This is a genomic window from Carboxydocella sp. ULO1 (assembly GCF_002049255.1).
In the GTDB taxonomy this organism is placed as follows: Bacteria; Bacillota.
Genome location: NZ_BDLQ01000035.1, coordinates 1 through 24,109, shown reverse-complemented (window position 1 = coordinate 24,109; position 24,109 = coordinate 1). Strand labels below are relative to the sequence as shown.

Here is a 24,109-nt window from a genome sequence, read left to right as displayed (position 1 = left end):
TGGACATTCACTTTGCGGGCCACGAAATCGAATAAGAGCTCCCGCACTTCTGGATGATAGATGATGGGCTTACGCTCCTCATCAGTGATTTTCAAGCCCATGCTGACCGGGCCAATAGCCTGGCCCCGAATAGCCTGATAGGAACTTAAGTCCCGCTGTAAAAAGCGCCGGTAAACTACCGAATATTTTTCCGTCAGGGTAAAATGGCTGTCCTCTTCACTCAAAAGCAAATAGTTTTCCAGCCCTTCGTAAAAGGCAGTAATACTGAAATTAACCCGCTGATTCTGTTCATCGACGCTGATGCCGGGAAAATGCTCGGTGATCTGGACATACATGTCCTCATAATAACTGACCTTCGGCAACTGCGGCCAGAACGGTATATCCAGGGACAGCGCCAGGTCCAGGGCCTGGTCGATATCAGTATGAGGCATTATCCCCATGGCCGTAGTGGCTAAATCCCCCTTCAACACAAAAACCACCCCCTGCTCTCATTATAACAGATAGCAGGAAGTGGTCCTGTGTTTTACATCACATTACTGTTCCTTTTTGACAAAGGTGTCTTTGCCCTCGCACTGGGGACACTTTTTCGGCTTACAGCGCCCTTCCTTTTCATAACCGCACTGGGTGCACTGGAATACGGCCATCTTCGCTCACCTCCTTTTTAGAGAAAAGGGTTGCTGACCTTTTCTTCTCCGATGGTCGTCTGAGGCCCATGCCCGCAATATACCTCTGTCTCATCGGGCAGGGTCAGTAAACGGTTGCGGATGGACTGCAGCAACTGGGTATAACTGCCGCCGGGAAAATCGGTGCGGCCAATACTGCCGGCAAAAAGGGTATCGCCGACGATCACAAAACCAGCCCCTTGTAAACAAATGCCTCCCGGGGTATGGCCCGGCGTATGCAGAACTTTCAACTCAATTTCCCCCAGGCGAAGGATATCCCCCTCTGCCAGGGTCCGGTCGGCTGGTTTGAGGGCCAGATTAAACCCCATCAGCAAGGATAGATTCCCGCGGCTGCTGGTCAGCATTTCCGCATCCAGGCTGTGGATTAGCACCTCGGCTCCTGTAGCTTCCCTTAACTGGTCATTGCCAGCCACATGGTCGTAATGCCCATGGGTATTAACGATATATTTCAGCTTCAACCCCTGTTTGTTCAGTTCCTGCAGAATCCGGGGGACATCCCCACCTGGATCCTCTCAATTTCGGTAAATCTTATCTGCTATCACGGATTCAGGATAAAACCCAAAAAAGCTGACGATAATTTTCAACTGATTCGATCAAGGTAGTACATTCGTTAAAATTATCAAAACTCAAACGTTCCATAAAGCTTAAACCATTAACAACACTAATGGCCAGTTTTGCTCCAAATTCTACGTCAGCACTGACTTTCCCTCTAACAATTGGCCGTACAAACGGCATATGTAAGCTAACAATCCTGTCTTCGGATCTTGTGGGTTCTTTTTTTATACATTTCCAGTTGCTAGCGATAAATTTCCTGGCTTACAAGCAAATTACGATATTGTCTTTTATTCAGGAGAAAGAGTTTACTTATTTGAGCAAGATTATTGATAGTTTTAATGTCTCTGCGGATATATCTTAATTGTTGCCCAATTGCTTTACGTATCTCTTTAGCAGTAGCATGTTTCTTTTTCTCTATAGACGATAATCTTTACGGGCACGATTACGGTAGGTTCTGGGCTTCTTGCTCTTTCCTACATGCGGAATATGCAATGTGTCAATTATTTCTTCAAGGTTTTCTCTAACTTCATTTAATTAAATCCCTGGGATAACGAATATCTGCAGGGGTACAAGTTGCATCAAGTATTAGCTTTCCCCGGTTAGGCTGTTCTTCTGAAGGCGGGCTATCAGGTGAAGATGATTTGCCAGCATTTGAAGACGAATTATCATCTTTGTTATCATCGCGTTTATCTTCTTTTTGTGGCTTAGCAGCAGGTTTTGCTATCAATTCATTAACCTCATTGATAATATCTTTGTCCAATCGCTTCCGGAAATGGACCATGAGCGATGGATCAAAAGGGGGCTTTTGCACAAACCCAGTTAAACCAATAAAGTATTGCAGATAATGGTTTTCCGCAATCTCTTCAACAGTTTCTCGGTCAGATAAACACCTTAAATATTTTGTATGATCAAGGCTCCAAGCGCCATGCGTACAGAATAAGCAGATTTGCCCATTCTGGGATTTTTCAAAGTCTTGATATATCTTTTTCAATTTCAGCCCAGGGGATAATCACAGCATACTGACACCAACGGTTATTAAGGTTTAATTGTCCCCCGAAAGGAAGAAAAAATTCATGTGGTAAAATAAGCCGGTTTTGGTTATGTTTGTACATCTGTCACCCCCAGGTGCAAGGTTTTAAACACTTTTTTGTTGTTTTCCATGCACCATTATACCATAAAAAAGGGCAAAAACCCATTATCCATGCGGGTTTGGCAGTTGTTCAGCAGCCCCTAAGTATATCGACTATTTTTATTAATTGTTTATTTTCTTTCACATGCGCTCTCATATTTCTACCTTAACACCTTAAGTTATCCACATCAAGCCTTAAAGCATAAAAAAAGCTGCCCGCAATGCTCACAGGTTGAGGGGAGATCTTCTGGAACCGGTTAATTTAATCCTGGCTACAAGCCTTGAAACCATCAGATGCCTGGAAAAGCAGGTCAAAACTATTGATAAAACGATTGCCAGGGAATTGGCTAACTTCAAGCATACGCTTGATTCTGTCCCCGGTCTTAACCCTGTAATGTACGCAGGTTTAATTGCCGAAGTCGGTAATATTCATCGTTTTCATAACGATTCAGCATTGGCTAAATTCGTCGGTTTAACCTGGCGTAGCCATCAATCAGGCGAATTTGAAGTAGATGAAACGCCGCTAACCGGGACAGGTAATGCTTATTTGCGCTATTACTTTGTACAAGCGGTCAATTTGGTTCGGCAATATAAGCCTGAATACCGGGAGTTCTATACCCGAAAGTATCGGGAAAGCAAAACCCATCATCATCGCCGCGCATTGGTTCTCACAGTACGCAAATTAGTGCGTATGGTGATGCTCTGCTGCACAGCAACCAACTCTACATGCCCCAGGGGCAAAGGAGGGATTTAAACTAACTATAGTTTTAAAAAATAGATTTACATTTTTGTAATTTTTTCCAACGTTCTTGGGAAACAGGACGGTTTTTTGTTGCCTTTTTCTTGACATATTACCGTATGTCTACTCACACTACCTAGCATGCGGGTCCGCACTAGGCGGTTCCTAAAGGTTGACGAAGTTCCAGATAACGAACAAGCAAACTTTTCAGCCCTTGCGCTTCCCAATAGGAAGTGTTAAGGGCATTATTTAGGTTACGAGACATTTCCCACATGCACCGCAGCGGGAGTTGGCCATCATGTGGACTGCAATTCTAGCACACCCAGTGCCCGCAGTTCACTGTAATGCGTACGCACCGTTTCCACTGTTTCCACAAACATATTCTCAGTCTCCTACGTATCCACCGGTCTAACGATTTGCAGTGGTTCTTGGCTGAGGCAATGTGAAAGTAACCTACCCACCCCATGAGGCAGCAGCTCCTCTATCCGCTGTTCCATGGATACAGGCCGTTCTAGATGTGATGGCGCAAATCCGTTTTTTGAACCGCTCCACCGTTTTCGGCAATAACTGGATGGTTGCCTGCCGATTCGACAGAAAGCTCAATCCAAGGAACTTCCGTTTCCACAGCTGATCTACAGCACTTTTCTCCCGATTCCCCTTCAGTTTGAGCTTGCCTTCTACATAACGATGACTGATTCCATCACGCGTTCCCCTGCTCATTTACTCGCAACGAAGATTTTATGGTGAGTAGCCACGTGGAATTGCATCCCAAGGCCCTCTCAGAACCGGACTTGAACCTCTCAGATCATCCGGCTCTCATCATCCAACTGCAGGATAAATCCCCTGTCCTCGTTGAGCAGATGAACTAAACTGGTGAATTGGTGTGGTAAATATGTCCTTTGCAAAGACCTCCTAGTGTAGCTGCCTTTTCTACACAGCCATAACGCTGCTTAATAGATACTATTCAGTCATCCGACTCCCTGCCTTTCTTTTACCTTCCTTGCTTGGTTGTCGCTTTACCGGCATACCCATGTCTTGGGAAAAGGCAGGGACTCCCGGATTACCGCTAAATCTCAGTATTAACGTGCCAAGTTCTTAGACCCAGGAGTGCAAATATAGACTCACCAAAACGCCTATACTGATGTTGCCTTCTGCGTGTGTAATCACTTCGGCCATACTCAGCTGTTATTTTCGATGCTGAATCATTTCAGCTCTTGCTTTCGGCCCGTTATTTTGCTGCGCTCTATGCTTAAGACTCTCAATTACCTGACAATCTCCAAGAACTCGCTACAGGGCTATTGGTTAGACATTACCCTGGTGGGACCTACCCCACTAGAATTAGCAATCTTGCCCGGCCGTACTACACATTAATTTGGACTTGATACTCAACACATTTATAGATCAGAAACAAAATAATAATCCAAATATTGTCCCTATTAACCAATGTAAAAAAATAATTGTGATAATATAATGAATTTACTGAAAACTTTTAGTGTGATTATAGAAACAACTTACGTTATTGTTGCCTTTTATAATGCTTTAGTAGTAGAAAATGTATTTTAGTAAAATTGGGGGTGTATCCATGATTAGCTTTTCACATTACATTCAAACAATCGATACCCATACGATGGGTGAGCCTACTAGAATTATAACGGGTGGAGCTCCACGGATACTAGGTAAAACTATGATGGAAAAAAAAATGTATATGGAATCTGAATTGGACTGGTTAAGAAAATTATTAATGAATGAGCCTAGAGGACATAAAGATATGTTTGGTGCCATTTTGACTGAACCATGTAATGATAGCTGTGATTTAGGAGTAATCTTTATGGATTCCAAAGGATATTTAAATATGTGTGGACATGGAACAATTGGAACTGTAACAGCTATAATCAATACTGGTATTATCAAACAGAAACCTGTCATAAGATTGGATACACCAGCAGGTGTTGTGGAATGCAAAGTAAAAATTGAAAATGAGACAGTTAAAGAAGTAACATTTAAAAATGTACCTTCTTTTGTATTGCATAAAGATGTCCAAATTAATGTTTCCGAAATAGGTAGTATTGTGATGGATATTGTTTTTGGTGGAAGTATATTCGGAATCATTGATGCATCGCAATTGGGATTAAAGTTAAAAATGGATGAATATCAGCAACTCATTTATATAGGAAAAAAGATCTTGAGAGAAGCAAATGAACAGATAAAAGTGGTTCATCCACTGATCCCACAAATCAACAAAATTGATTTAATCGAATTTAGCCTTCCTTCAGAAAAAACAGGTGTTCATTACCGAAATGTTGTTGTATTTGGTAACGGACAGATTGATCGCTCCCCTTGCGGAACAGGTACTTGTGCAAAAATGGCATCTTTACATCAAAAAAACAAGTTGGCTATTGGTGAAAACTTTGTTCATGAAAGTATTATAGGTTCTATCTTCACTGGTAAATTATTGGATGTTCAACAAGTGGGACCATATAAGGCGGTAATTCCACAAATTACTGGATCTGCTTGGATTACTGGAATGCATCAGTTTATTATTGAAAAAGGAGATCCATATCCCGAAGGATTTTTAATTGGATGATTATCGAAAGGATTGAGAATGTTTAAGGTTTTGTGTAAATGGTAAATAATACCATAAAAAGGAGGTGACCATTTATGCAAAACCAAAAACGTCAAATTAGTACTCAGTTGGCTAAAGAAATTACCAAAGAGTGCAAAACTACCGGCGATATTTATAATGCTTTAAAAGCACTTTTGGCCGATACTATTCAGCAAATGCTAGAAGCAGAACTAGACCAGCATTTATGGTATGAGAAGCATTCATCTGCTGGTATCAATTCCGGAAATAGCCGTAACGGCTATAACAAGAAAATACTAAAAACAAGAATGGGTATACTGAAATTTTAGTCCTTAGAGACCGTAATGGGGAATTTGAGCCACAAGTAATTGGTAAATAGCAGACTACAGCCAACGAGATTGAAGCCCAGGTTATCGCTATGTATGATAAAGGTATGTCCAATCGGTATATTGAGGGTAACTTGAAAGAAATTTACGAAATTGACATTTATCATGCATTAGTTAGCAAAATTACAGAAAAATATTACCTTAAATAACGAAATGGCAAAACAGACCATTATAACCGGTTTATCCAATTGTTTTCTTGACACAATACATTTTAAAGTACGGCAAGATGGTCGTTTCATTACCAAAGCCGCATACACAGTTTTAGGGATTAACCAAAATGGGTTTAAGGCCGTATTCTGGTAATTAAGTCCGGGAAAGAAACTGGCTTCAACTTACTGCATTTTTTAAGTATCCCGTAGAAATTCAAAGACTTATTTATACAACAAATCTTGTAGAAGGGTATCACAGACAACTCCGTAAAACCTGCAAAACAAAACCATCATATCCAACAGATGATGTATTACGGAAAATAATTTTCCTGGCAATACAGGAAATCTCTGGGGCAAATGCATATCACAGCTGATAATTTATTTTGGAGAACGATTGAGTAACAAACTGCAATAATATTCTATTGGGGGCCTGCCCCAAAACCCCCGGGGTTTTACGCTTTTATTCTCCCAAGAGGGTTTAAAAGGGGTGATAAAGCACCCCCCGGCAGAACCACACAAGGCACTCAGGTTGCTCCCTAGCAGAGCCATATCCTCCTGGTGTGAAAGAGCCAATATAGTATGATCGGAAATTTTTAGGAAAAACCATTTACACAAAACTGTGTACATATCCTTATACAAGGAATTTAGTTACCAGAGTTGGTACCCTCGCCTTGCGCATTCCATGGCTTCATGATGACAAGCTAACTAACTGACATATTTCTCCACAGGGCTTTTGGTTAGACATTACCCTGGTGGGACCTACCCACACTAGAATTAGCGACCTTGCCAGGCCGCACTACACAAAATCATGTATATAATACGCTTATTCAATTGAAAAAGAAGCACTTTGTATTGCAGATGTGCAAACAAAGTGCTGTTTCTGCCCAGCTTAAATGACATTGCCCAATTTGCTTGACCGTTTCCAGGTATGTTAACATAATGCTGAAGTATTTCTTTGGGGGAAAATTAAAGGAGCTTTGAGTTTTTCGTTAAATGTCGCAGCATTTAACACTCAAAGCCCCAACACACATTATGATTATAGCATATTTGGGGAGAAATGTTATGACTAAGAGGAAGCAGTAGAATGGATAATCATTTATCGGGTAAAGTGCCAATCTTTTTGGAAAACTCATGCAATCATTCCTGATTTCATAAGACCATATAAGCACAATTCAGCATGCGACAGCGAACTGACGCTGCGAAAGATGGAAGATGGCGTTGTTGTTGAGAAGGTAGAAACGGCAACAAGTGTTTCAACACTGAAGCGATGGATGGCGGAGTTTCGGGGAAAATGGTATCAAGTAGCAGGGGCATTAAGAGCAGTACTATACAAGCTTTTGAAAAGACAGTAAACGAATTAATGCTAACAGACTTGCGGATATTTGGCTTATTAGAAAGGATCATCGCAGAATTTCCGGATATTGTGAGCAGTAACCTGACAATTGGTAATACAATATCTGGATAACCAATTACCTGGCTGGGACATTTTTATAGATAATTTCCACACAGTTTGCTCTGTTGGCCGAACAGGCTCTCTGGTAGTCTTTAACCAAAAAGAACCGGAGGAGGATGAAAAATGGTCAACAAAGCAAAGATGGAAAAGGCTCTGAGGCGGTATGAGATGATCGCCCCCTACTGGTACCCGGCCTGAAAGAAGCGGAAAAGCGCAGGATACGGAATGAAATCCTGGAAAGGTAGAACATCTCCTGAAAGGACATTGAGAAGATATCTTGCTGCTTATCTGGATCTGGGTTATGACGGGCTTTTGCCGAAGACCAGGAGCGATAAAGGGAGCAAAGAACAATATCTGAGGATGTACTTAACCGTGCATTAGAACTAAAGCGGGCTAACCCCCTAGTTTTGGACACATACTCTTAAATCCTCAAGTTTTCATTGATTTTTTCCTCACAACCGAATTCCTATTTTAGCCAGTTGTCAATTCCGTTCAAGGGTAAAGGCTTCGCCCTCGCTACGCTCGCCCTTGACTCCATTTCCGAATTGGCATTCAATAGTTGCGGTTGAGAGGGTTTAGACCTTAATTTCTTAGCCAATTCTTTGCTTCCTGCCTAGCTCGATAAATTCAGCTGACGATAAATAGTTGAGTCCTGAATGGATACGTTCTTCGTTATAAAATTTTATAAAATCACTTACTACTTTGTAGGCTTCGGCATATGTTTTGGAACTCATACAAGCTTAAGCATTCTGCTTCTAGAATGCTATGAAATGCCTCTATGTGTGCATTCATGTTCGGTGTTCTTTTGGGAATACGTTCATGTTCGATTTTCAGGCTCTGACATTTTTCCTGGAAAACACGAGATTTGAATTATGGTAACCGACGATCGACCTATCAAATACATCAATATATGATAGAATAAAGAAAAATCTTTTTCCACCCGCTATATAGCCATATTTCAAATCTGTTTCCCATAACTGGTTTGAATTATTTATAGTACGGTTCCTAGCCAGTTTTTTGGGATGATTGGGTTTTATTTTCCTTTGCGTACGTAGAATGCCCAGTTGCTTACATAAACGATAAACCTTCTTTTTATTGATGATCAGTCCGAGAGTTTTCCGTAATGCCATGGTCAATTTGACATAACCATAGGCAAAGCCCTCATTTTCTATAAACTGTAATAGCCATTTTTTTATTTCTTCATCACTTATCTTAGTCTTTTGTTCATCACAAGAATACCCAGGCACAGGACGTCCCCCACTTGCTCTCCTCTGGGCATATTGTCTCTTTAGCTGATAATAGTAAGTTGACCTGGATACCCCAACGATACGCAATACTTTGACTGCTGGGTACCCTAAATTAATCCATTTTTTGGCTACTTCAATCTTGTCAGCAAGTGAGGGTTTTCTTTTTTACTAAATCACGAAGAATAGCTATTTCCAGGTCTTTTTCATCAAGAAGTTTCTTTGGCTGCTCATTTTCCTTAGTAAGCTGCTTGTAATCAGGATAAATTTCATTAATAATTGAATGTTCCACAGGTAAAGAATGATGTTTGTCTTGTTTGTATTCTCTTACCCAGCGGCTGACCATATTAGGATTCAGCTCGTGCCTTCTTGCTACTATGGCATTATTTCCTGTTTCCAGCGCTTCCTTAATGACTTGATTCTTAAATTCAGCGGTGTACTTTCTGCATGTCATAAAATCGCCCCCTAACATTATTTTAACTCTTAAGAGTCCCAGTGTCCAAATGAGTTAGGGGGATAAAAAGAGATCAACAAGGTGTGTACAGCATGTTTAATGCATGCGGCTCAACGGCAAACAAAACTAATTGACGACCATATGGTACGAATAATTATTGATGAAGAGTTTGATTTGTAGCAGTAAACCCTGTCCGGTTGTACCCCGGACAGGGTTTATGAGCAAAAATGACGGCCACGAAACGTAAACAAATTGCGGACAAAAGCTCAAGAAGCGACAAAAGTGCCTTTTGTCTTCACTCAGGTTTTTATTCTTTTAAAATTGGCATTTATAAAACCTTTTCACCTGCAGCGATTAAACTGCGTGGAATATTATTTAAACGCTCAGCACCATTTGCCGTAACAACTACTATATCCTCAATTCTTACGCCAAATTTTCCCTCTAAATAAATTCCTGGCTCTACACTTACAACCATTCCTTCTTGCAACAGCTGTTCTCTATTTGACGAAGTCAAATATGGTGCTTCATGAACTTCAATACCTATTCCATGTCCAGTACGATGTGTAAAATTCGGTCCATAACCCGCTTCATTTATTACACTTCGAGCCACTTCATCGACATAACTCATTGGCATTCCAGGCTTAATAGCATTAACCGCCTTCTCCTGAGCCTCTTTTACGATTTCATAAACTTCTTTCATTTCTTGATTTGGTTGTCCAACTACAATAGTTCTAGTCATATCAGAACAATAATAATCTTTCACTCCACCTAAATCTATAACTACCATATCTCCCTCAGCTATAACACTATTATTCGATTGATGATGAGGGATCGCACCATTCTTGCCTTTTGCTACTATTGGTTCAAAGGATAGATTATGAACTCCTTCTTCACTAAAGAACCTTTTTATTTCTCTTACCAAATCGATTTCTGTTATTCCTGGCTTAGCATATTCGATAGCACGAGCCATAACCTTATCAGCAATTGACCCTGATTTTCTTAACAACGATATCTCTATTTCGTCCTTAATCATACGTAGGTTACCAATTACATCTGTACTTTTAACAAATGAAAGTCTATTGTCAGTTATTGATATTAGATCAATTAAGTTCTCACTAGCCCATTTATTATCAATTGAAATAGTGCCTCTTTCAGGTAACTTTCGAGCAAGTATTTTTATCGCATTTTCTCCATCATCCCAAAAAATAGTCTCTACATCATCTAAATGTTTTAGATCTTCCCTAGACATTTCAGGTATAATGATAACCGGTCTTCCTTTTTTCGGTATAACCACTGCTTGCAATCTTTCAAAAGAATCCATCCACGTACCTGTAAAGTAGAAAAAATTAGGAGGAGATGTTGCAATTACAGCTTCCAACTGATTTTTTTCCAATAGGTTTTGAGCTTTTTTTATTCTTTCATAAAATATTTTCAACTTTATATCCCCTTTCGAAAAGATCATTTTAATTATTCAAAACCCGCGCAGACTTCTGCATAAAATTACTCGTTAAAAAAACAGGGGAAATTACCCCTAATCTTATTAAGGTATATCCCCCATTACCTTGTTGATATCCCAACATATCGCTTATAGTTTAAAACAAAATGGCTAATTAAAGAAATTAGCGTTTAACTAAAGCCCATATAATTTCACATGGTTGATCTCCATCATTATATGATCGATGTTCTTCATTAGCAGGAATAAACGTTGCATGTCCACTTGAAACACGAAATTCATTGTTACCACTTTCAACTAGTATTGAGCCTTTAAGAATAAAAGCGTATTCATCACCATCATGGACTCCATACCCATTCTCGGGAATCCTCGCTCCAGGTGGAATCTGGACAATTCCAAAAGTAACTTTACTTCCTTCAACCATTGATTCATCAAATAATATTTTCATATTTATATCTTTAAGATTTTGATCATTTAATTCTTTAATAGATACTACTTTCATTCCTTTGCCTCCCTTTTTATTCTCTCTTCAGTTATACCTATAACTTCAAAAGTATTTTGGTCCACAATAACACCATATACATTCTTTGCTTGTTCACCTGTAATAAATTCATTTTTTACATCCCATGCTACTTTTTGGGGTGAGCGTCTAAAAGGATCTCCATAACCACCGCCTGTTGCTGTTACTAATCTAACAACATCACCTTTATTTAAAGGATAACGTGCATATTTCCCAAAGGGCCCATCTACTTCTCCATTTGCCTTAATAATTTCAAAATAATTTCTTGAACCATCATGCCCGCCATTGATTCCCCAGGGAAGATATTTATGTCTACCAAATGTACCGGTCACAAATTGGTTATCAGTCATAGCACGATAAGAACGAATAACCCCTGATCCCCCTCGATATTCACCTGCTCCAGACCCATCTGCTCTAAAAGAATATTCATCTACCATAATTCCATAACGCGTTTCTGCCACCTCTATAGGTACATTGTAAGTCTCTCCATCTGCGAGACAAAATTGTCCGGCTTCACCATCTTTTCCCAGACCGGCTCCCCAACCACCTACAGAAGGTTCAACAAGTAGAAAAGGTTCATTTTTATCATGATGCATGCCGCCTATTATTACTGCACATACCGATAACAAGTGACCTGCTGTAAGTTTATCAGGTAGAACAGGTGCAAGTGCTTTCCAAACCAAATCACTTCCATAAAGCATGGTTTCCCAGTAAGTTGAAACAGCGGCTGGTCTTTCAGCAGAAAAAATTGATTTCGGTTCAGCAATGACTTTTAATGGACGAAAAACTCCATCGTTTACATCTTGCGAAGGATTGGTAATCGCTAAGAAGATTGTTCTAACAGCGGAAACAAGTCCCGTATATGAACAATTAACGGGTCCTAAAACCTGAGGATGGCTCCCGCTAAAATCACAGATAAACTCGTCGTCTGTGATAGTAACTTTCACTTGAACCTTAAAAGGTCCATTTCCAAGACCATCATCATCAATATAATCTACTGCTTCAAAGGTTCCCTTTGGAAGATTAGCTAATTGTTTTCGAGTCATCTGTTCCCCTTGGTCAAGTAAGTGATCTATTGCTGCTAATACGACATCCTTTCCATATTTATCACATAATTCAACAAATCGTTTTTCACCAGTTCTTAAAGAAGCAACTTGGGCCCACATATCTCCTAATGAAAGTTCAGGAAATCGAACATTTGCTGCAATTACATCAACCAAAGCCTGATTTAACTCGCCACCATCAAACAACTTTATACATGGTAATTGTAGCCCTTCCTGAAATATTTCAGTGGAGTCTGTTGTCCACGATCCTGGGTCTTTACCTCCAACCTCTGTCCAATGTGCTTTATTAGCTGAAAACGCTATTAGTTCTCCTTCATAAAAGATTGGCATAACTAGTCCCACATCAGATAAATGCGAACCACCACCACCATAAGGATCATTAGTGATAATGATGTCACCAGGTTTCAAATCCCCAGTCTTGCTGTATTTTTCCAGTGTTTCTTTTACCATAAATGATAAAATACCAATAAATCCAGTTACGCCATTTCCCTGGGTTAATAATTGACCTTTAGAATCAGATAAACCACAAGCATAATCAAGTACTTCATAAATGATAGGACTCATTGATGTACGTGCCAATGCTATAAACATTTCTTCTCCAATCGCCATCAGAGAGTCTTTTACGATATCTAAAGTAAATGGATCAACATTAACTTTTTCATATCTAGACATCCATCACACCCCCGTATAAATAATCAAATTACCGTATTTATCAACTTTTAAAGTTTGATTAGGATAGATAACCGTTGAGGCAGATTGTTCTTCTACAATTGCAGGACCATTGATGGATACACCAGCCAACAATAATTCTCGAGCATATACTTTTGTATCAATCCAACCATGATTCTCATATAAAACAGGTCTTATTTCCTTTATCGCGCTTTCATCATTGTCAACTGAAGATTGTGTAGCTTCAATTTCAAACATCTTTGGTTTATTTACTTTTCCAAAAGCAATTAAATGTAGATTAACAATCTCTAATGGTGTACCTTCTAATTTAAATGTATAGTGTTGTTCATGAATTTCGTGAAAACGGCTAATAATTTCTTTTATAGAATTCAAGTCCCACTCTCCATTTGGAACTGGAATTTTTACTGTATGTTCTTGTCCCAAATACCTCATATCTGCAAAACGAGAAAATACTATTTTCTCTTGTGAAACACCTTCTTGTAAGTATTGCAAAACGGCTTTCTGCTCCATTTCTTTCCATTCGGAGTTTAATTTTTCCAGATCAATATCATCTAATCTCCTGATATATGTTTTAATATAATCGTTCCTAAGGTCGGTCATGAGCATTCCCCAAGCAGAAAATACCGAAGCAGCTACTGGTACAATCACTTTCTTTACACCTAACTCTTTAGCTAAGGCAGGAGCATGCATTGGACCTCCTCCGCCAAAAGCTACTAATGTAAATTCACGCGGATCATATCCTTTTCTTACTGAAATAAGTTTTAGAGCATTTAACATATTGGAATTTGCTATTCGAATAATTCCTAAAGCGGCCTCTTCAACGGAAATATTAAATTTCTTTGCAATTTTTTCTTCTATTACCTTTTTCACTTTTTCAATATTAACTTCATTATCAAAATTTTTTGCAGATAATCGGCCAACAACTAAATTTGCATCAGTTGTTGTAGGTTCTGTTCCCCCACGATCATAAGCAATTGGCCCAGGAAGTGCACCAGCAGATTGAGGGCCAACCCTTAAAGAACCTGCATCATCAATCCAAGCTATAGATCCTCCGCCATTTCCAATTTCTACAATATCAACCACCGGAACTTTAATGGGATATCCTGCAGTAAAATTATTCTTTTCTATCTTGTAATCTGTTGTTACCTTTACATCACCATTATCAATTAATGAACATTTAGCAGTTGTCCCCCCGATATCGAAAGCGATGATATTTTTTTCCCCAATCATCTGTCCTAGTACAGCTGCGCCAAATATTCCAGCAACAGGTCCTGATTCGACCATATTTATAGGAGTTATTTTAGATTGGTTAAAAGTTGTTGTTCCTCCATTCGATTGCATAATATATTTATTTCCACTCATACCTATACTGGTAAGTCTTGTTTCTAGGCGATCAACGTACGTAGAAGCAATAGGTTTCACATAAGAATTCAAAACAGCGGTACTTGTACGCTCATACTCTCTCCATTCTCTCGTAACTTCATGTGATGCTGTCACAAATACCTCTGGCCATAATTCTTTAATTATTTTCACCGTTTGTTGTTCATGTATTGGATTTGCATAAGAATGCAAATATGCAACTGCAATTGCTTCAATATTTTCCTTTTTAAAGTATTCAATAATTTGCTCAATTTCGCTTGTATTAATTGGTTGAATAATTTCCCCTTTATAATTTATCCTCTCGGTAACTTCTTTTCTTAAGTATCTTGGAACAAATGGCGCTGGTTTCTGATATCGGACATTATAAAGATCAGGACGGTTTCCACGGGCTATTTCTAAAACATCTCTAAAACCTTTAGTAGTAATTAATGCTGTCTTTGCCCCTTTTCGTTCAGTTAATGCATTAATGATTACAGTTGTACCATGAATAAATGTTTCGATTTCTTTCGGATTAATATTGCTTTTCTCAATAACATCAATTACCCCTTGTTCAAAATTTGGAGGGGTAGTGTGACTTTTAGCAATGCCGATTCTACCATCATCATCGACATATACTAAATCCGTAAAAGTACCACCTATATCTGTAGCAACTCTCATAAAAACCACCTTTCATTCATTATATTCAAAGTCAGCCATAAAATATTTTAGGAAACTGAAGTTTCCTATAGAAACCTTTTTGCTATGTTTTGAGCAAAGGCTAATTTCTACCATCCTTTTGATTCTTCTAGTATAGAATCAGGAATTTTACCTTCTAGGTATTCTATTATTGATTCTTCTATTATGTCTAAGCCTCTATCCAGCTCTTCCTTTGTTATAACAAGAGGTGGCTGAACCCTGAGTACGTTACCGGCAAAAAAGGTCAGAATAAGGCCTTTTTCAAAGCATCTATAACAAATTTTTTTTGCAGCCTCATTGTTTCTTTCAAGACTCTTCCTATCTTTTATAAGCTCTACACCTATTGACAATCCACACCCCCTGACATCACCAATAATCTCGTATTTTTCTTTCAGTTCTTCAAATCTCATTAAAGCGTATTCCCCCAACACCCTGGATTTTTCTACAAGTTTTTCATCTTTGATTATATCAATAGTTGCTATTGCCGCACTGCAGCTAACCGGGTGTCCATTCATAGTAAATAAGTGCGCTGGTGCTTCTAAGGAATCCATTATTTCACTTCTGCCAACTATTGCACTAAGAGGCATCCCTGATGCAATAGCCTTGCCCATAACAATAATATCTGGCTCTACGTTAAAATGTTCTATTCCGAACCACTTTCCTGTTCTTCCGAAGCCCTGTTGAACTTCATCGCTTATAAAAAGTATTCCATTTTCTTTACAAAGTTGATATAGCCTTTTTACATATTCTTTTGGAGGTATTATTATACCCCCATCTCCAGCAATAGGCTCCATCACTACCGCAGCAACCTCTTCTGGAGGCAGGAAGCTTTCAAAGGCATTTTCAAGCTCCTTTATACAGACCATTCCACAAGAATCCTTTTTGTAGCTAAGCGGACATCTATAACAGAAAGGATAAGGTATATGGTATACTTCATTCAAAATAGGTCCGATTTTTCTTCTCATCTTAAGGCTAATTGCACTTAGGGAGATTGATCCAAAGGTTGAACCGTGGTAGGATTTAATAAAGGATATAATTTTTCGCCTACCGGTATATGCACGTGAAAACTTAATTGCACCATCGTTAGCATCTGATCCAGTTAGCCCGAAAGCTACCTTTTTGGGAAAGTTTCCTGGAGTTATTTCAATAAGTCTTTTTGCAAGTTCAACCTGAAGCCTGTTATACATATAACCAGTTGTATAATGTATGAAGTTGTCTACTTGGTTTTTTATCGCCTCAACAACATTTTCATGAGAATGACCAGTATTTAGCGCACCTGCACTAGCTAGAAAGTCTATATATTCATTGCCGTCCAAATCCTCAACTATTGCTCCTTTGGCTTTCTTGACGACAAGTGGATAGTAATGAATTCTAGAAGCAAAAGAAACTACTTTGCTGTCTTCCTTACATGTTTCAACACATTTCTCATATTTTTTCTCCATATTCGTACCATCTCCAAGTCTTCTAAACAACACAAATCATTCTGTTTTAGTGTACTTAGCAGTTCCTTATTTTGAACCCAATTCTACTATTTCACGCCCGGTAGCATAACCTCCTCCTATAAAAACTGATTGAAGAATTATTCCTGGAACAACATAACTACCAAAAGCACCATCAAAAAAACTTTCTTCTGGTTTGGTTTTTAAATCTCCCTTTTTATCTCCCATTAATTTCACCCTTTCTTTATTTTCAAAATTATAAGATAACTCTCATACATAATTATCACAAATCAAAAGAACTAGCAGTATATCTTTGAAAAACAAAAAAAACATTAAGTTTTGTCCATTCAAGACAATTTGCTAAAAAGGAAAATTTAACCTCTTATTACCAAAAGTTAAGCAAAAAAGAGACATGACCGGTTTCAAAACCCCCGAATCATGTCATCTTAAGATCTCTTTTTAAAATTAAACTATCTCTATTTTTACACTCTCAATGCCATGCCGCCATATTCTAGTTCCAATTGTTTCCAGCAAATCTTCCTGTTCCCACTTAATTCTGCCAAAAACATTTACCCTAAGAATTCCGTTATGGTAACGCAAAAGTTCCGGTCCATAATAAAGGGCGATTGCTTCCTCAGCAGGTGCTTCTGTTAAAGGCTTTTCACTTTCCCAGTCTCTCCAATAAACCACATCAAATTTACTTACAATGGATGTGCAATTTTCTTGTGGAGGTTTAACCTTTGTAGATATCCCACAACTAATTTCTCTACCGCACCATCTAGTATGCACCATAGTTGATGTAAGGGGAAGAATCTCAAGTATCCTTTTAATTGTCTCAGGCGCACGTTCATTTAAATCAGCAATTAGTTCGCCGCCTTTTTGAAAGCTAATCTTAATTTGGTTCATACCCTTCCCTCCAGTGTTTACCTACAGTTATAATCACCGTTAACACCGCAGGTATCGTAAACAAATTTTATAAATTTCTTAATTTCTTAGTTGCTTCATAATCAATAGTTCCTAATTCAGTAATTTCAACACCATACTCTTCCCTAGCATGTTCTCTGGTAATGTACCCTTGAATAACATCGTTCAGAACTCTTTCCGGTTCACGTTCAAAAGGATTCCCATAGCCACCACCGCCACCAGTTAAACAAGTAACCTTAGACCCCTTGTATAGGCGGTAGGCACTAACTTTAAGCATTTCTTCACGTTTGTCGCCTGTTTCAATTATTACTTTTGGTCCTTTACCTGATTTGCCGCCCAGAACACCCCAGGCAGGGGTTCTTGACCGTTCAAACCATAAATAGACATACGCTTCATCTATCATCGATTGATATTCCCGAATACATCCGTTACCACCACGATTTTTTCCAGGACCAGCAGAATCCGTTCTGATTGCATACTGAGTAACTTTAAATGGATAGTTTGCCTCGAAAACTTCTACCGGTAGATTCTTGAAATCACCGTTAACACAATTAATAAGTGCATCCTGTCCATCACCATTTTTAAAGCCTCCCCAGCCGCCAGCGGTTGCTTCAACATCCAAGAACTGTTTTCCGGTTTTAGGATCTGTGCCAGCAAAATAAATTACCATAGAGTCCCCATAGTGAGCCCCGGCTACGCTATCAGGCATTGCATCCTCTAAGGCTTTTACACAAAGGTCAATTAGTAAACCCAAACATGTAAAATACCATGAACAAGCTGCTGGTTCTTCAGCATTGAAAATTGTTCCTTTAGGCGCTGTAACTGTTAATGGTTTAAAACTACCTCCAGTAACAGGTGCATTTGGAAGAATAAGCTGTTTGTATGCTACGCGGCAAGCCGAAATCGTCTGTGCTAAACCACAGTTTGTAGAACCCTTTACTTGTTTGCTGGACCCAGTTAAATCAATATTCATTTTACCATCCTGCACAGTCAGTTTAAGTTTAACCTGAACAGGTTCATCTGATGTTCCGTCATTATCTACACAACCTTCAGCAATGTAAACCCCATTGGGAATCTTTGCTACCGCTTCTCGTTCCATCAGTTCAGATTGAAGAAAAATATCGTGAATACATCTTTCTACTGTATCTAAACCAAATCGTTTAATAATTTCAACAAATCGTTTTTCTCCGGTTTTACAGGCGGCAATCTGAGCATGCAAATCTCCTACTGCATTACGATAAAAACGGCTATTTTTACAAATCAAGTCGACCACATCTTGTCGCAAAACACCCCTGTCCATGATTTTGGTGGGACCAATTCGGATACCTTCCTGATATATTACAGTGGCATCCATTGGATAACCAGGGTCTTTAGCACCAATATCCAGCCAGTGCGCTCTTGTGGCTGTAAAGCCTACTAATTTCCCTTCAAAAAAAATTGGAGAAAAAACAGTCATGTCATTTAAATGAGTTCCAGTCAGATAGGAATCGTTCAAGATGTACACATCACCTTCGTTGTAACAGTCCATCCCTCCAAAATAATCAGTTGTTACTTTTATGGCAACCTCCAGATTTCCTAAAAAAATCGGAAGACCAGCAGACTGACCTAGTAACTCTGCTTTTTCATTAAAGATCCCCACACTGCAATCTTTCATTTCATAAATAATTGGTGTAAAAGCACTTCTAAATAAGGCCTCATTCATTTCTTTAGCTGCTGAAATAAAAGCATTCCTAATAATTTCGGTAGTCACCGGATTTTCCAAAAAAGTATCTCTAACCATTTTTAATCCTCCTCTATCAAGTTTGAATATGAGATTTATTCCCATTAACATTCAATCCAATTAGTGACTTCCCGAGATGAAACTATTGGATTTTCTTAATCAATAGATTATTGAAGCAGTCAACATTGATCTCATAGTTCGGAGGAACTACTGTAGTTGAAGTTAATTCCTCAATAATTGCCGGTCCCATAAATTTTTGACCTGGCTTTAGGTAACTTCTGTCATAAAAATTAGTATCAAATTCTTTACCATAAAAGATAACTTTATTTATTTTTATAGGTTGAGGCACAGTATTTACAAAAGTGGTTACTTTTTCTTTCGGTGCTCTTTGCAACTTACCTAAGCCAGTTAAACGAACATTAACTATTTCAACAGGATCGTCCGGGCTACTGTGTCCGTAAACAGACTCATGAAACTCATCAAAAGCCTTTCTAAGTTTCTTTAGTGAATCAGCTGAGATTTTCCCATCGTTAAAAGAAACATTCAAGGTGTGGTCCTGCCCCAAATACCTCAAATCAGCACTCATGCGATATTCTGTTTGTTCATCACTAATATTCTGCTGTAATAAAATAGCTGACACTTCCTCTTTCATTTCAGCAAAAACATCTATGATACTTTGTTCAGAAATATTGTCAATAATATTGGTAAAAGTCCTCACTGCATCCTGCCGGATGTCAGATTGGTGCATTCCCCATGCAGAAAACGTCCCCGGCATTTCAGGTACCAAGATTGTGGTAATACCTAATTCTTCAGCAGTCAAGCATGCATGCAATGGCCCAGCACCACCGTAAGCCACCAGTATAAATTGGCGTGGGTCAATTCCTTTTCGCACAGTAATCTGTCTAATAGCATCAGCCATTTTTGCATCTGCAATATTGCAGATGCCCTCTGCCGCTTCTTCAATGGAAAGATTCAGCTTGTCGGCAAGCCTTTTGACCGCCTTTCTTGCAGCTTCCTTGTCAAGAACCATGTTCCCTCCTAAGAAGCCTTCGGGATCAATTCGGCCTAATACAACATTGGCATCTGTAATCGTAGGTTCTTGTCCCCCATTCCCGTAGCAAGCTGGTCCAGGGTCAGCCCCAGCACTTATTGGGCCTACCCTCATACCTCCACCTTCGACCCAAGCGATACTTCCTCCGCCTGCTCCAATAGTATATATGTTTACCATAGGTGTAAGAATGGGAAACCCTTCTAAATTTGTTTCTGTAGAAACATCAGGTCTGCCGTCAACTACAATGCTCACATCATAGCTTGTGCCCCCCATATCTACGCCAATGAGGTTTTTATAACCCAGCATTTCGCAAAGAGCGTTAAGTCCGATGGCTCCTCCTACAGGCCCTGATAACAGGGTTTGGATGGGACAATCTTTGGCGATTACCGAGGTAATAACACCCCCGCCAGACTGCATGATATAGACTGATTCTTTAAAACCTTTTTCTTGCATTCTTTTTTCCAGATCATCAAGATACTTTTGCACTATCGGTGCTATATAAGCATTTAAAACAACGGTACTAGTCCGCTCATATTCCCTCCACTCCCGGGCTACCTTATGGGACAAAGAAATAGGAGTTCCTGGAATAATTTCTTGAAGGATTTCCTTTATTTCGATTTCATGAATCGGATTTTTGTAGGCATTTATTAAAATAACAGCAACTGAGTCAAAACTTCCTTTTTTAATTTCTTCTGCAACCTGAACAACACTGGATCTATCAAGAGGAGTTTCTACAGTTCCATCAAAAAGAACCCTTTCCATAACCTCAAAGACATTTTTTCTTTCAACCAGAGGTTTAGGTTTTCGGTAATACATGTTATACATTTCTGGCCTGTTACCACGCCCAATTTCATACACATCTTTAAAGCCTTTAGTAGTAATTAAAGCAACCTTAGCACCTCTTCTTTCGAGGAAAGCATTTAAACCGGCAGTTGTACCATGAACAAAAAAATCAATATTAGCGCAGTCGCCTAGTTCTTCTGTTATTCCTTTAATAATTGCATCTGATAAATTTTTGGGTGTTGATAGTGTTTTCCCCGCCTTATATTGTCCGGTAACAGAATCATAAAAAACAAAATCAGTAAATGTTCCACCAATATCCGCAGATACGCGATACCTACGCATGTTTATTTCCTCCCTCTTAAAAAATTGATTCTCAGCTCCAAAATTAATCAAGTCAGTACTTTTTTATAGACTCTTAAAAAATTCCCTCCTAATATTAACTCAAGTTCTTTTTGTTTATAGCCCCTTCTGATTAATTCAGCAACAAACTTATTAATTTCTTTATATCCTTTAATTACATCAAACGGCTTGCGTGACAATCCATCTAATTGATTGAAAGAATAAAATTCAATAAGATGGTCACAAAAATCAAAACCAAATCCAACATGTTCTACACCAACAAGTTGAACAATATAATCAACATGGTTTGCAAGATATTCCATATTAGCAACTTCATCATCAGCAGCAACAAGGATGCTAGCAGAATTTATTCCTATAACTCCACCTTTCGAAGCAATAGCTCTAATCTGATCATCAGTGAGATTTCTCATGATACCTGCTAAAGCTCTACTATTTGAGTGCGATGCGATAATAGGCTTCTTTGCAATTTTTATAACATCCCAAAATCCTTCATCATTTAAGTGACTAACGTCAATAATCATTCCTAATTTTTCTGCTTCCTTAATTAACTTCATGCCAAAGTCTGTTATTCCACCTTTTGTTCCTTCATCCCCATTACCAAAACCGCAGCCATCTCCTGCATAATTCCTTCTGCTCCAAGTTAATCCAATAATTCTTACACCCAATTCATAAAAAATTCTTAGAAGAGTAATATCATTGTATATTGGTTCAACACCTTCAAATGATAACATTATTCCAACTTTACATGTTTTTTTTGCTTCCAATATGTCTTTATAATTTCTACAAAGCATTATTTTATCAGGCGATTCACTTATTTCATCATACAACGCACTTACCTGATTAAGAGCCTTTCTCAATGCCATTTCAGGTAAAAACTCATCATCTATAAATAATGATGAAACAACAACATTAACTCCACCTTCAATAAATTCTGATAAATAATCTGATACTATAACTTTTCTGCTACCACGTTGTCTTTTTTTTACTACCTCATACAAAAGATCAAAATGGGAATCAATTACTATCGAATCATTTAAAATTTTTTTTATATTTTCCATTTAAGTCACCTCATAATGACGATATACTAACAAATATATTATTTGTTTAAGAGTTTAATCGTTGAATAAATTAATAGTTTGACTCCAATTTGCAAAGCATTTTCATCGATGTTAAAACAAGGATGGTGATGAGGATAAACGATCCCCTTGTCTGTGTTGCCTGCTCCAACAAAAACATACGCACCTGGTGCTTTTTGGAGATATGCGGAGAAATCATCCCCGCCCATACTAGGTTTAATTAGTTGCACTGCATCATCACCAAATATTTCGCGAACCGTTTCTTCAATCACAAGTGTCACCTTATCATCATTTATTACCGGCCTATAACCTCTAAGATACCTGAATTCGTATGAGGCCCCATGTGCTTCGGTAATTCCTTTGATAATTCGCTCCATTATAATCGGAACAGATTCTCTCAAACCAGGATTGAAACTCCGAACTGTTCCAGATATCTCAACAGTACCGGGAGTTATATTGTGTGAGGAATCCGCAATAAAACGTGTAACCGATACCACCAACGGTTCAAGTGAATCCGTATTTTTCGCTACAATATGCTGCAAATTGTTAACTACTTGCGCTCCAATTGTGACACTATCAATAGTCTGCTGGGGATATGCTGCATGACCTCCCTTTCCAATAACAGAAATCGAAAAGGTGTCTGGTGCAGCCAACATCGGTCCATAAGTCACACCTATTTTGCCAACTTCCAGCGGAGACCAAAGGTGAAGACCGATAATTTGATCAACATTATCCATAACACCAGCTTCGACCATTTCTTCAGCACCGCCGGGAAAAAGCTCCTCGGCATGCTGAAACAGAAATCGAACTTCCCCATTGATATAATTTCTTAACACAGAAAATATTTTTGCTACCCCTAACAAAATCGCCGCATGGCCATCATGACCGCACGCATGCATCACACCAGGGTTTTTAGAAGCATACTCAAATTTATTTTCTTCTTGAATAGGTAATGCGTCCATGTCAGCCCGAAGAGCAATTATTTTACCGGGTTCCGAACCTATTAATCTAGCCATTACGCTAGTTTTTGTGGGTCGGGTTAATTCAAGATTTCCAAAAGACTCCAATGTATCATATATAAATTGAGACGTTTTTGTCTCATGGAATGATAACTCAGGGTTCTGGTGGAAGTGACGTCTCCATTTAATAACATAATCTTTCGTTTCTTGAATCATATGGTCTATGGTACGACTATCAAGCAAATGTTATCCCTCCTCAAAAAGTATTCAGTTTTATAGCTGTAAATGCTTTTATAATTCAATCGAGTAGGAGGGGGTGACTAACCCCCTCCTCTCACACCACCGTACGTACCGTTCGGTATACGGCGGTTCACCAAGCTTGACGAATGCGATGATAACGTTCAGTTAAACTCTTCAAGCCCTGACTTTGCCAGTAGGCATTGTTCAGGGCGTTATTTAATTGTCGATACATACGCCAGTAGCCTTTACAGGCATTAGCCATTATATGGACAACTCGCTCCGGTAGGCCCAGGGCCCGCAGTTCACGGTATCGGGTTCGGACACGTTTCCATTGTTTCCAGACGCACATCCGTAGCCTTCGCCTTAGCCACCCTTCGATTTCCTGGAATACGCTCGGCGTTT

General features: G+C 38.9%; 22 protein-coding genes and 4 pseudogenes. 5 read left to right on the top strand and 21 right to left on the bottom strand.

Annotation, left to right across the window (positions count from 1 at the left end; genetic code table 11):
- The 4 genes and pseudogenes from ULO1_RS07550 to ULO1_RS07535 form a co-directional block, all read right to left on the bottom strand.
- A pseudogene (locus ULO1_RS07550) lies at positions 1-470 on the bottom strand (hypothetical protein); the annotation flags it as partial.
- A 63-nt stretch (positions 471-533) separates the two neighbouring features.
- A complete protein-coding gene (locus ULO1_RS15410; protein ID WP_078665333.1) occupies positions 534-644 on the bottom strand; it encodes an RCKP-type rubredoxin-like domain-containing protein in 111 nt (36 codons plus the stop codon).
- A 17-nt stretch (positions 645-661) separates the two neighbouring features.
- Positions 662-1,180, bottom strand: a pseudogene (locus tag ULO1_RS07540) (MBL fold metallo-hydrolase); the annotation flags it as partial.
- A 584-nt stretch (positions 1,181-1,764) separates the two neighbouring features.
- The gene (locus ULO1_RS07535) at positions 1,765-2,229 is read right to left on the bottom strand and encodes a transposase (RefSeq protein ID WP_159446852.1); all 465 of its coding nucleotides are present in this window, start codon (positions 2,227-2,229) and stop codon (positions 1,765-1,767) included.
- 340 nt (positions 2,230-2,569) lie between these two features.
- On the opposite strand from ULO1_RS07535, the pseudogene ULO1_RS07530 reads away from it, so the two are divergent.
- Positions 2,570-3,126: pseudogene (locus ULO1_RS07530) on the top strand (transposase); the annotation flags it as partial.
- 293 nt (positions 3,127-3,419) lie between these two features.
- Here ULO1_RS07530 and ULO1_RS15405 read toward each other — a convergent pair.
- Together ULO1_RS15405 and ULO1_RS14935 are read right to left on the bottom strand one after the other, a co-directional pair.
- Positions 3,420-3,572, bottom strand: a complete 153-nt coding sequence (locus ULO1_RS15405; RefSeq protein WP_200806944.1) for a group II intron maturase-specific domain-containing protein — start codon at positions 3,570-3,572, stop codon at positions 3,420-3,422.
- A complete protein-coding gene (locus tag ULO1_RS14935) occupies positions 3,560-3,826 on the bottom strand; it encodes a hypothetical protein (protein ID WP_200806943.1) in 267 nt (88 codons plus the stop codon). Before ULO1_RS14935 ends, ULO1_RS15405 begins: the two co-directional genes overlap by 13 nt.
- An 862-nt stretch (positions 3,827-4,688) precedes the next feature.
- Here ULO1_RS14935 and ULO1_RS07520 point away from each other — a divergent pair.
- The 4 genes and pseudogenes from ULO1_RS07520 to ULO1_RS14735 all read left to right on the top strand — a co-directional run bounded on the left by ULO1_RS07520 (position 4,689) and on the right by ULO1_RS14735 (position 8,056).
- The gene (locus ULO1_RS07520; protein ID WP_079933300.1) at positions 4,689-5,690 is read left to right on the top strand and encodes a proline racemase family protein; all 1,002 of its coding nucleotides are present in this window, start codon (positions 4,689-4,691) and stop codon (positions 5,688-5,690) included.
- Positions 5,691-5,764: 74 nt separating this feature from the next.
- Positions 5,765-6,637: pseudogene (locus ULO1_RS07515) on the top strand (transposase).
- A 673-nt stretch (positions 6,638-7,310) separates the two neighbouring features.
- Entirely contained in the window at positions 7,311-7,574 is a 264-nt protein-coding gene (locus ULO1_RS15400) for a DUF6431 domain-containing protein (RefSeq protein WP_376738157.1), read from the top strand.
- Between the two features lie 326 nt (positions 7,575-7,900).
- A complete protein-coding gene (locus tag ULO1_RS14735; protein ID WP_159446851.1) occupies positions 7,901-8,056 on the top strand; it encodes a hypothetical protein in 156 nt (51 codons plus the stop codon).
- 209 nt (positions 8,057-8,265) lie between these two features.
- Here ULO1_RS14735 and ULO1_RS15395 read toward each other — a convergent pair whose 3' ends face one another.
- From ULO1_RS15395 to ULO1_RS07435, 15 genes are all read right to left on the bottom strand, one after another.
- Entirely contained in the window at positions 8,266-8,409 is a 144-nt protein-coding gene (locus ULO1_RS15395; protein ID WP_079933299.1) for an IS3 family transposase, read from the bottom strand.
- 96 nt (positions 8,410-8,505) lie between these two features.
- On the bottom strand, positions 8,506-9,009 hold the full coding sequence (locus tag ULO1_RS07500; RefSeq protein WP_159446850.1) for an IS3 family transposase: 504 nt from the start codon (positions 9,007-9,009) through the stop codon (positions 8,506-8,508).
- A gap of 55 nt (positions 9,010-9,064) precedes the next feature.
- Positions 9,065-9,373: a transposase gene (locus tag ULO1_RS07495; RefSeq protein ID WP_143325428.1), complete on the bottom strand. Its 309-nt coding sequence runs from the start codon at positions 9,371-9,373 to the stop codon at positions 9,065-9,067.
- 328 nt (positions 9,374-9,701) lie between these two features.
- Positions 9,702-10,808 (bottom strand): Xaa-Pro peptidase family protein, encoded by a 1,107-nt coding sequence (locus ULO1_RS07485; RefSeq protein WP_079933297.1) that lies wholly within the window; start codon positions 10,806-10,808, stop codon positions 9,702-9,704.
- Positions 10,809-10,992: 184 nt separating this feature from the next.
- On the bottom strand, positions 10,993-11,328 hold the full coding sequence (locus tag ULO1_RS07480) for a cupin domain-containing protein (protein ID WP_079933296.1): 336 nt from the start codon (positions 11,326-11,328) through the stop codon (positions 10,993-10,995).
- On the bottom strand, positions 11,325-13,082 hold the full coding sequence (locus ULO1_RS07475; protein WP_079933295.1) for a hydantoinase B/oxoprolinase family protein: 1,758 nt from the start codon (positions 13,080-13,082) through the stop codon (positions 11,325-11,327). Before ULO1_RS07475 ends, ULO1_RS07480 begins: the two co-directional genes overlap by 4 nt.
- A 3-nt stretch (positions 13,083-13,085) precedes the next feature.
- Positions 13,086-15,137 (bottom strand): hydantoinase/oxoprolinase family protein, encoded by a 2,052-nt coding sequence (locus tag ULO1_RS07470; RefSeq protein WP_079933294.1) that lies wholly within the window; start codon positions 15,135-15,137, stop codon positions 13,086-13,088.
- 107 nt (positions 15,138-15,244) lie between these two features.
- Positions 15,245-16,597 carry an aspartate aminotransferase family protein gene (locus ULO1_RS07465; RefSeq protein ID WP_079933293.1) on the bottom strand — a complete coding sequence of 451 codons (1,353 nt, stop codon included), beginning with the start codon at positions 16,595-16,597 and terminating at the stop codon, positions 15,245-15,247.
- A gap of 66 nt (positions 16,598-16,663) precedes the next feature.
- On the bottom strand, positions 16,664-16,822 hold the full coding sequence (locus ULO1_RS14730) for a hypothetical protein (RefSeq protein ID WP_159446849.1): 159 nt from the start codon (positions 16,820-16,822) through the stop codon (positions 16,664-16,666).
- 237 nt (positions 16,823-17,059) lie between these two features.
- On the bottom strand, positions 17,060-17,500 hold the full coding sequence (locus ULO1_RS07460; protein WP_079933292.1) for a DUF3830 family protein: 441 nt from the start codon (positions 17,498-17,500) through the stop codon (positions 17,060-17,062).
- Positions 17,501-17,567: 67 nt separating this feature from the next.
- On the bottom strand, positions 17,568-19,298 hold the full coding sequence (locus ULO1_RS07455; RefSeq protein ID WP_079933291.1) for a hydantoinase B/oxoprolinase family protein: 1,731 nt from the start codon (positions 19,296-19,298) through the stop codon (positions 17,568-17,570).
- Between the two features lie 82 nt (positions 19,299-19,380).
- A complete protein-coding gene (locus ULO1_RS07450) occupies positions 19,381-21,414 on the bottom strand; it encodes a hydantoinase/oxoprolinase family protein (RefSeq protein WP_079933306.1) in 2,034 nt (677 codons plus the stop codon).
- A 47-nt stretch (positions 21,415-21,461) separates the two neighbouring features.
- Positions 21,462-22,490: a dipeptidase gene (locus ULO1_RS07445; RefSeq protein WP_079933290.1), complete on the bottom strand. Its 1,029-nt coding sequence runs from the start codon at positions 22,488-22,490 to the stop codon at positions 21,462-21,464.
- Positions 22,491-22,528: 38 nt separating this feature from the next.
- Positions 22,529-23,710, bottom strand: a complete 1,182-nt coding sequence (locus tag ULO1_RS07440) for a M20 family metallopeptidase (RefSeq protein ID WP_242947911.1) — start codon at positions 23,708-23,710, stop codon at positions 22,529-22,531.
- A 127-nt stretch (positions 23,711-23,837) separates the two neighbouring features.
- A partial coding sequence (locus ULO1_RS07435; protein ID WP_278308217.1) for a group II intron maturase-specific domain-containing protein occupies positions 23,838-24,109 on the bottom strand: 272 nt, incomplete at its 5' end.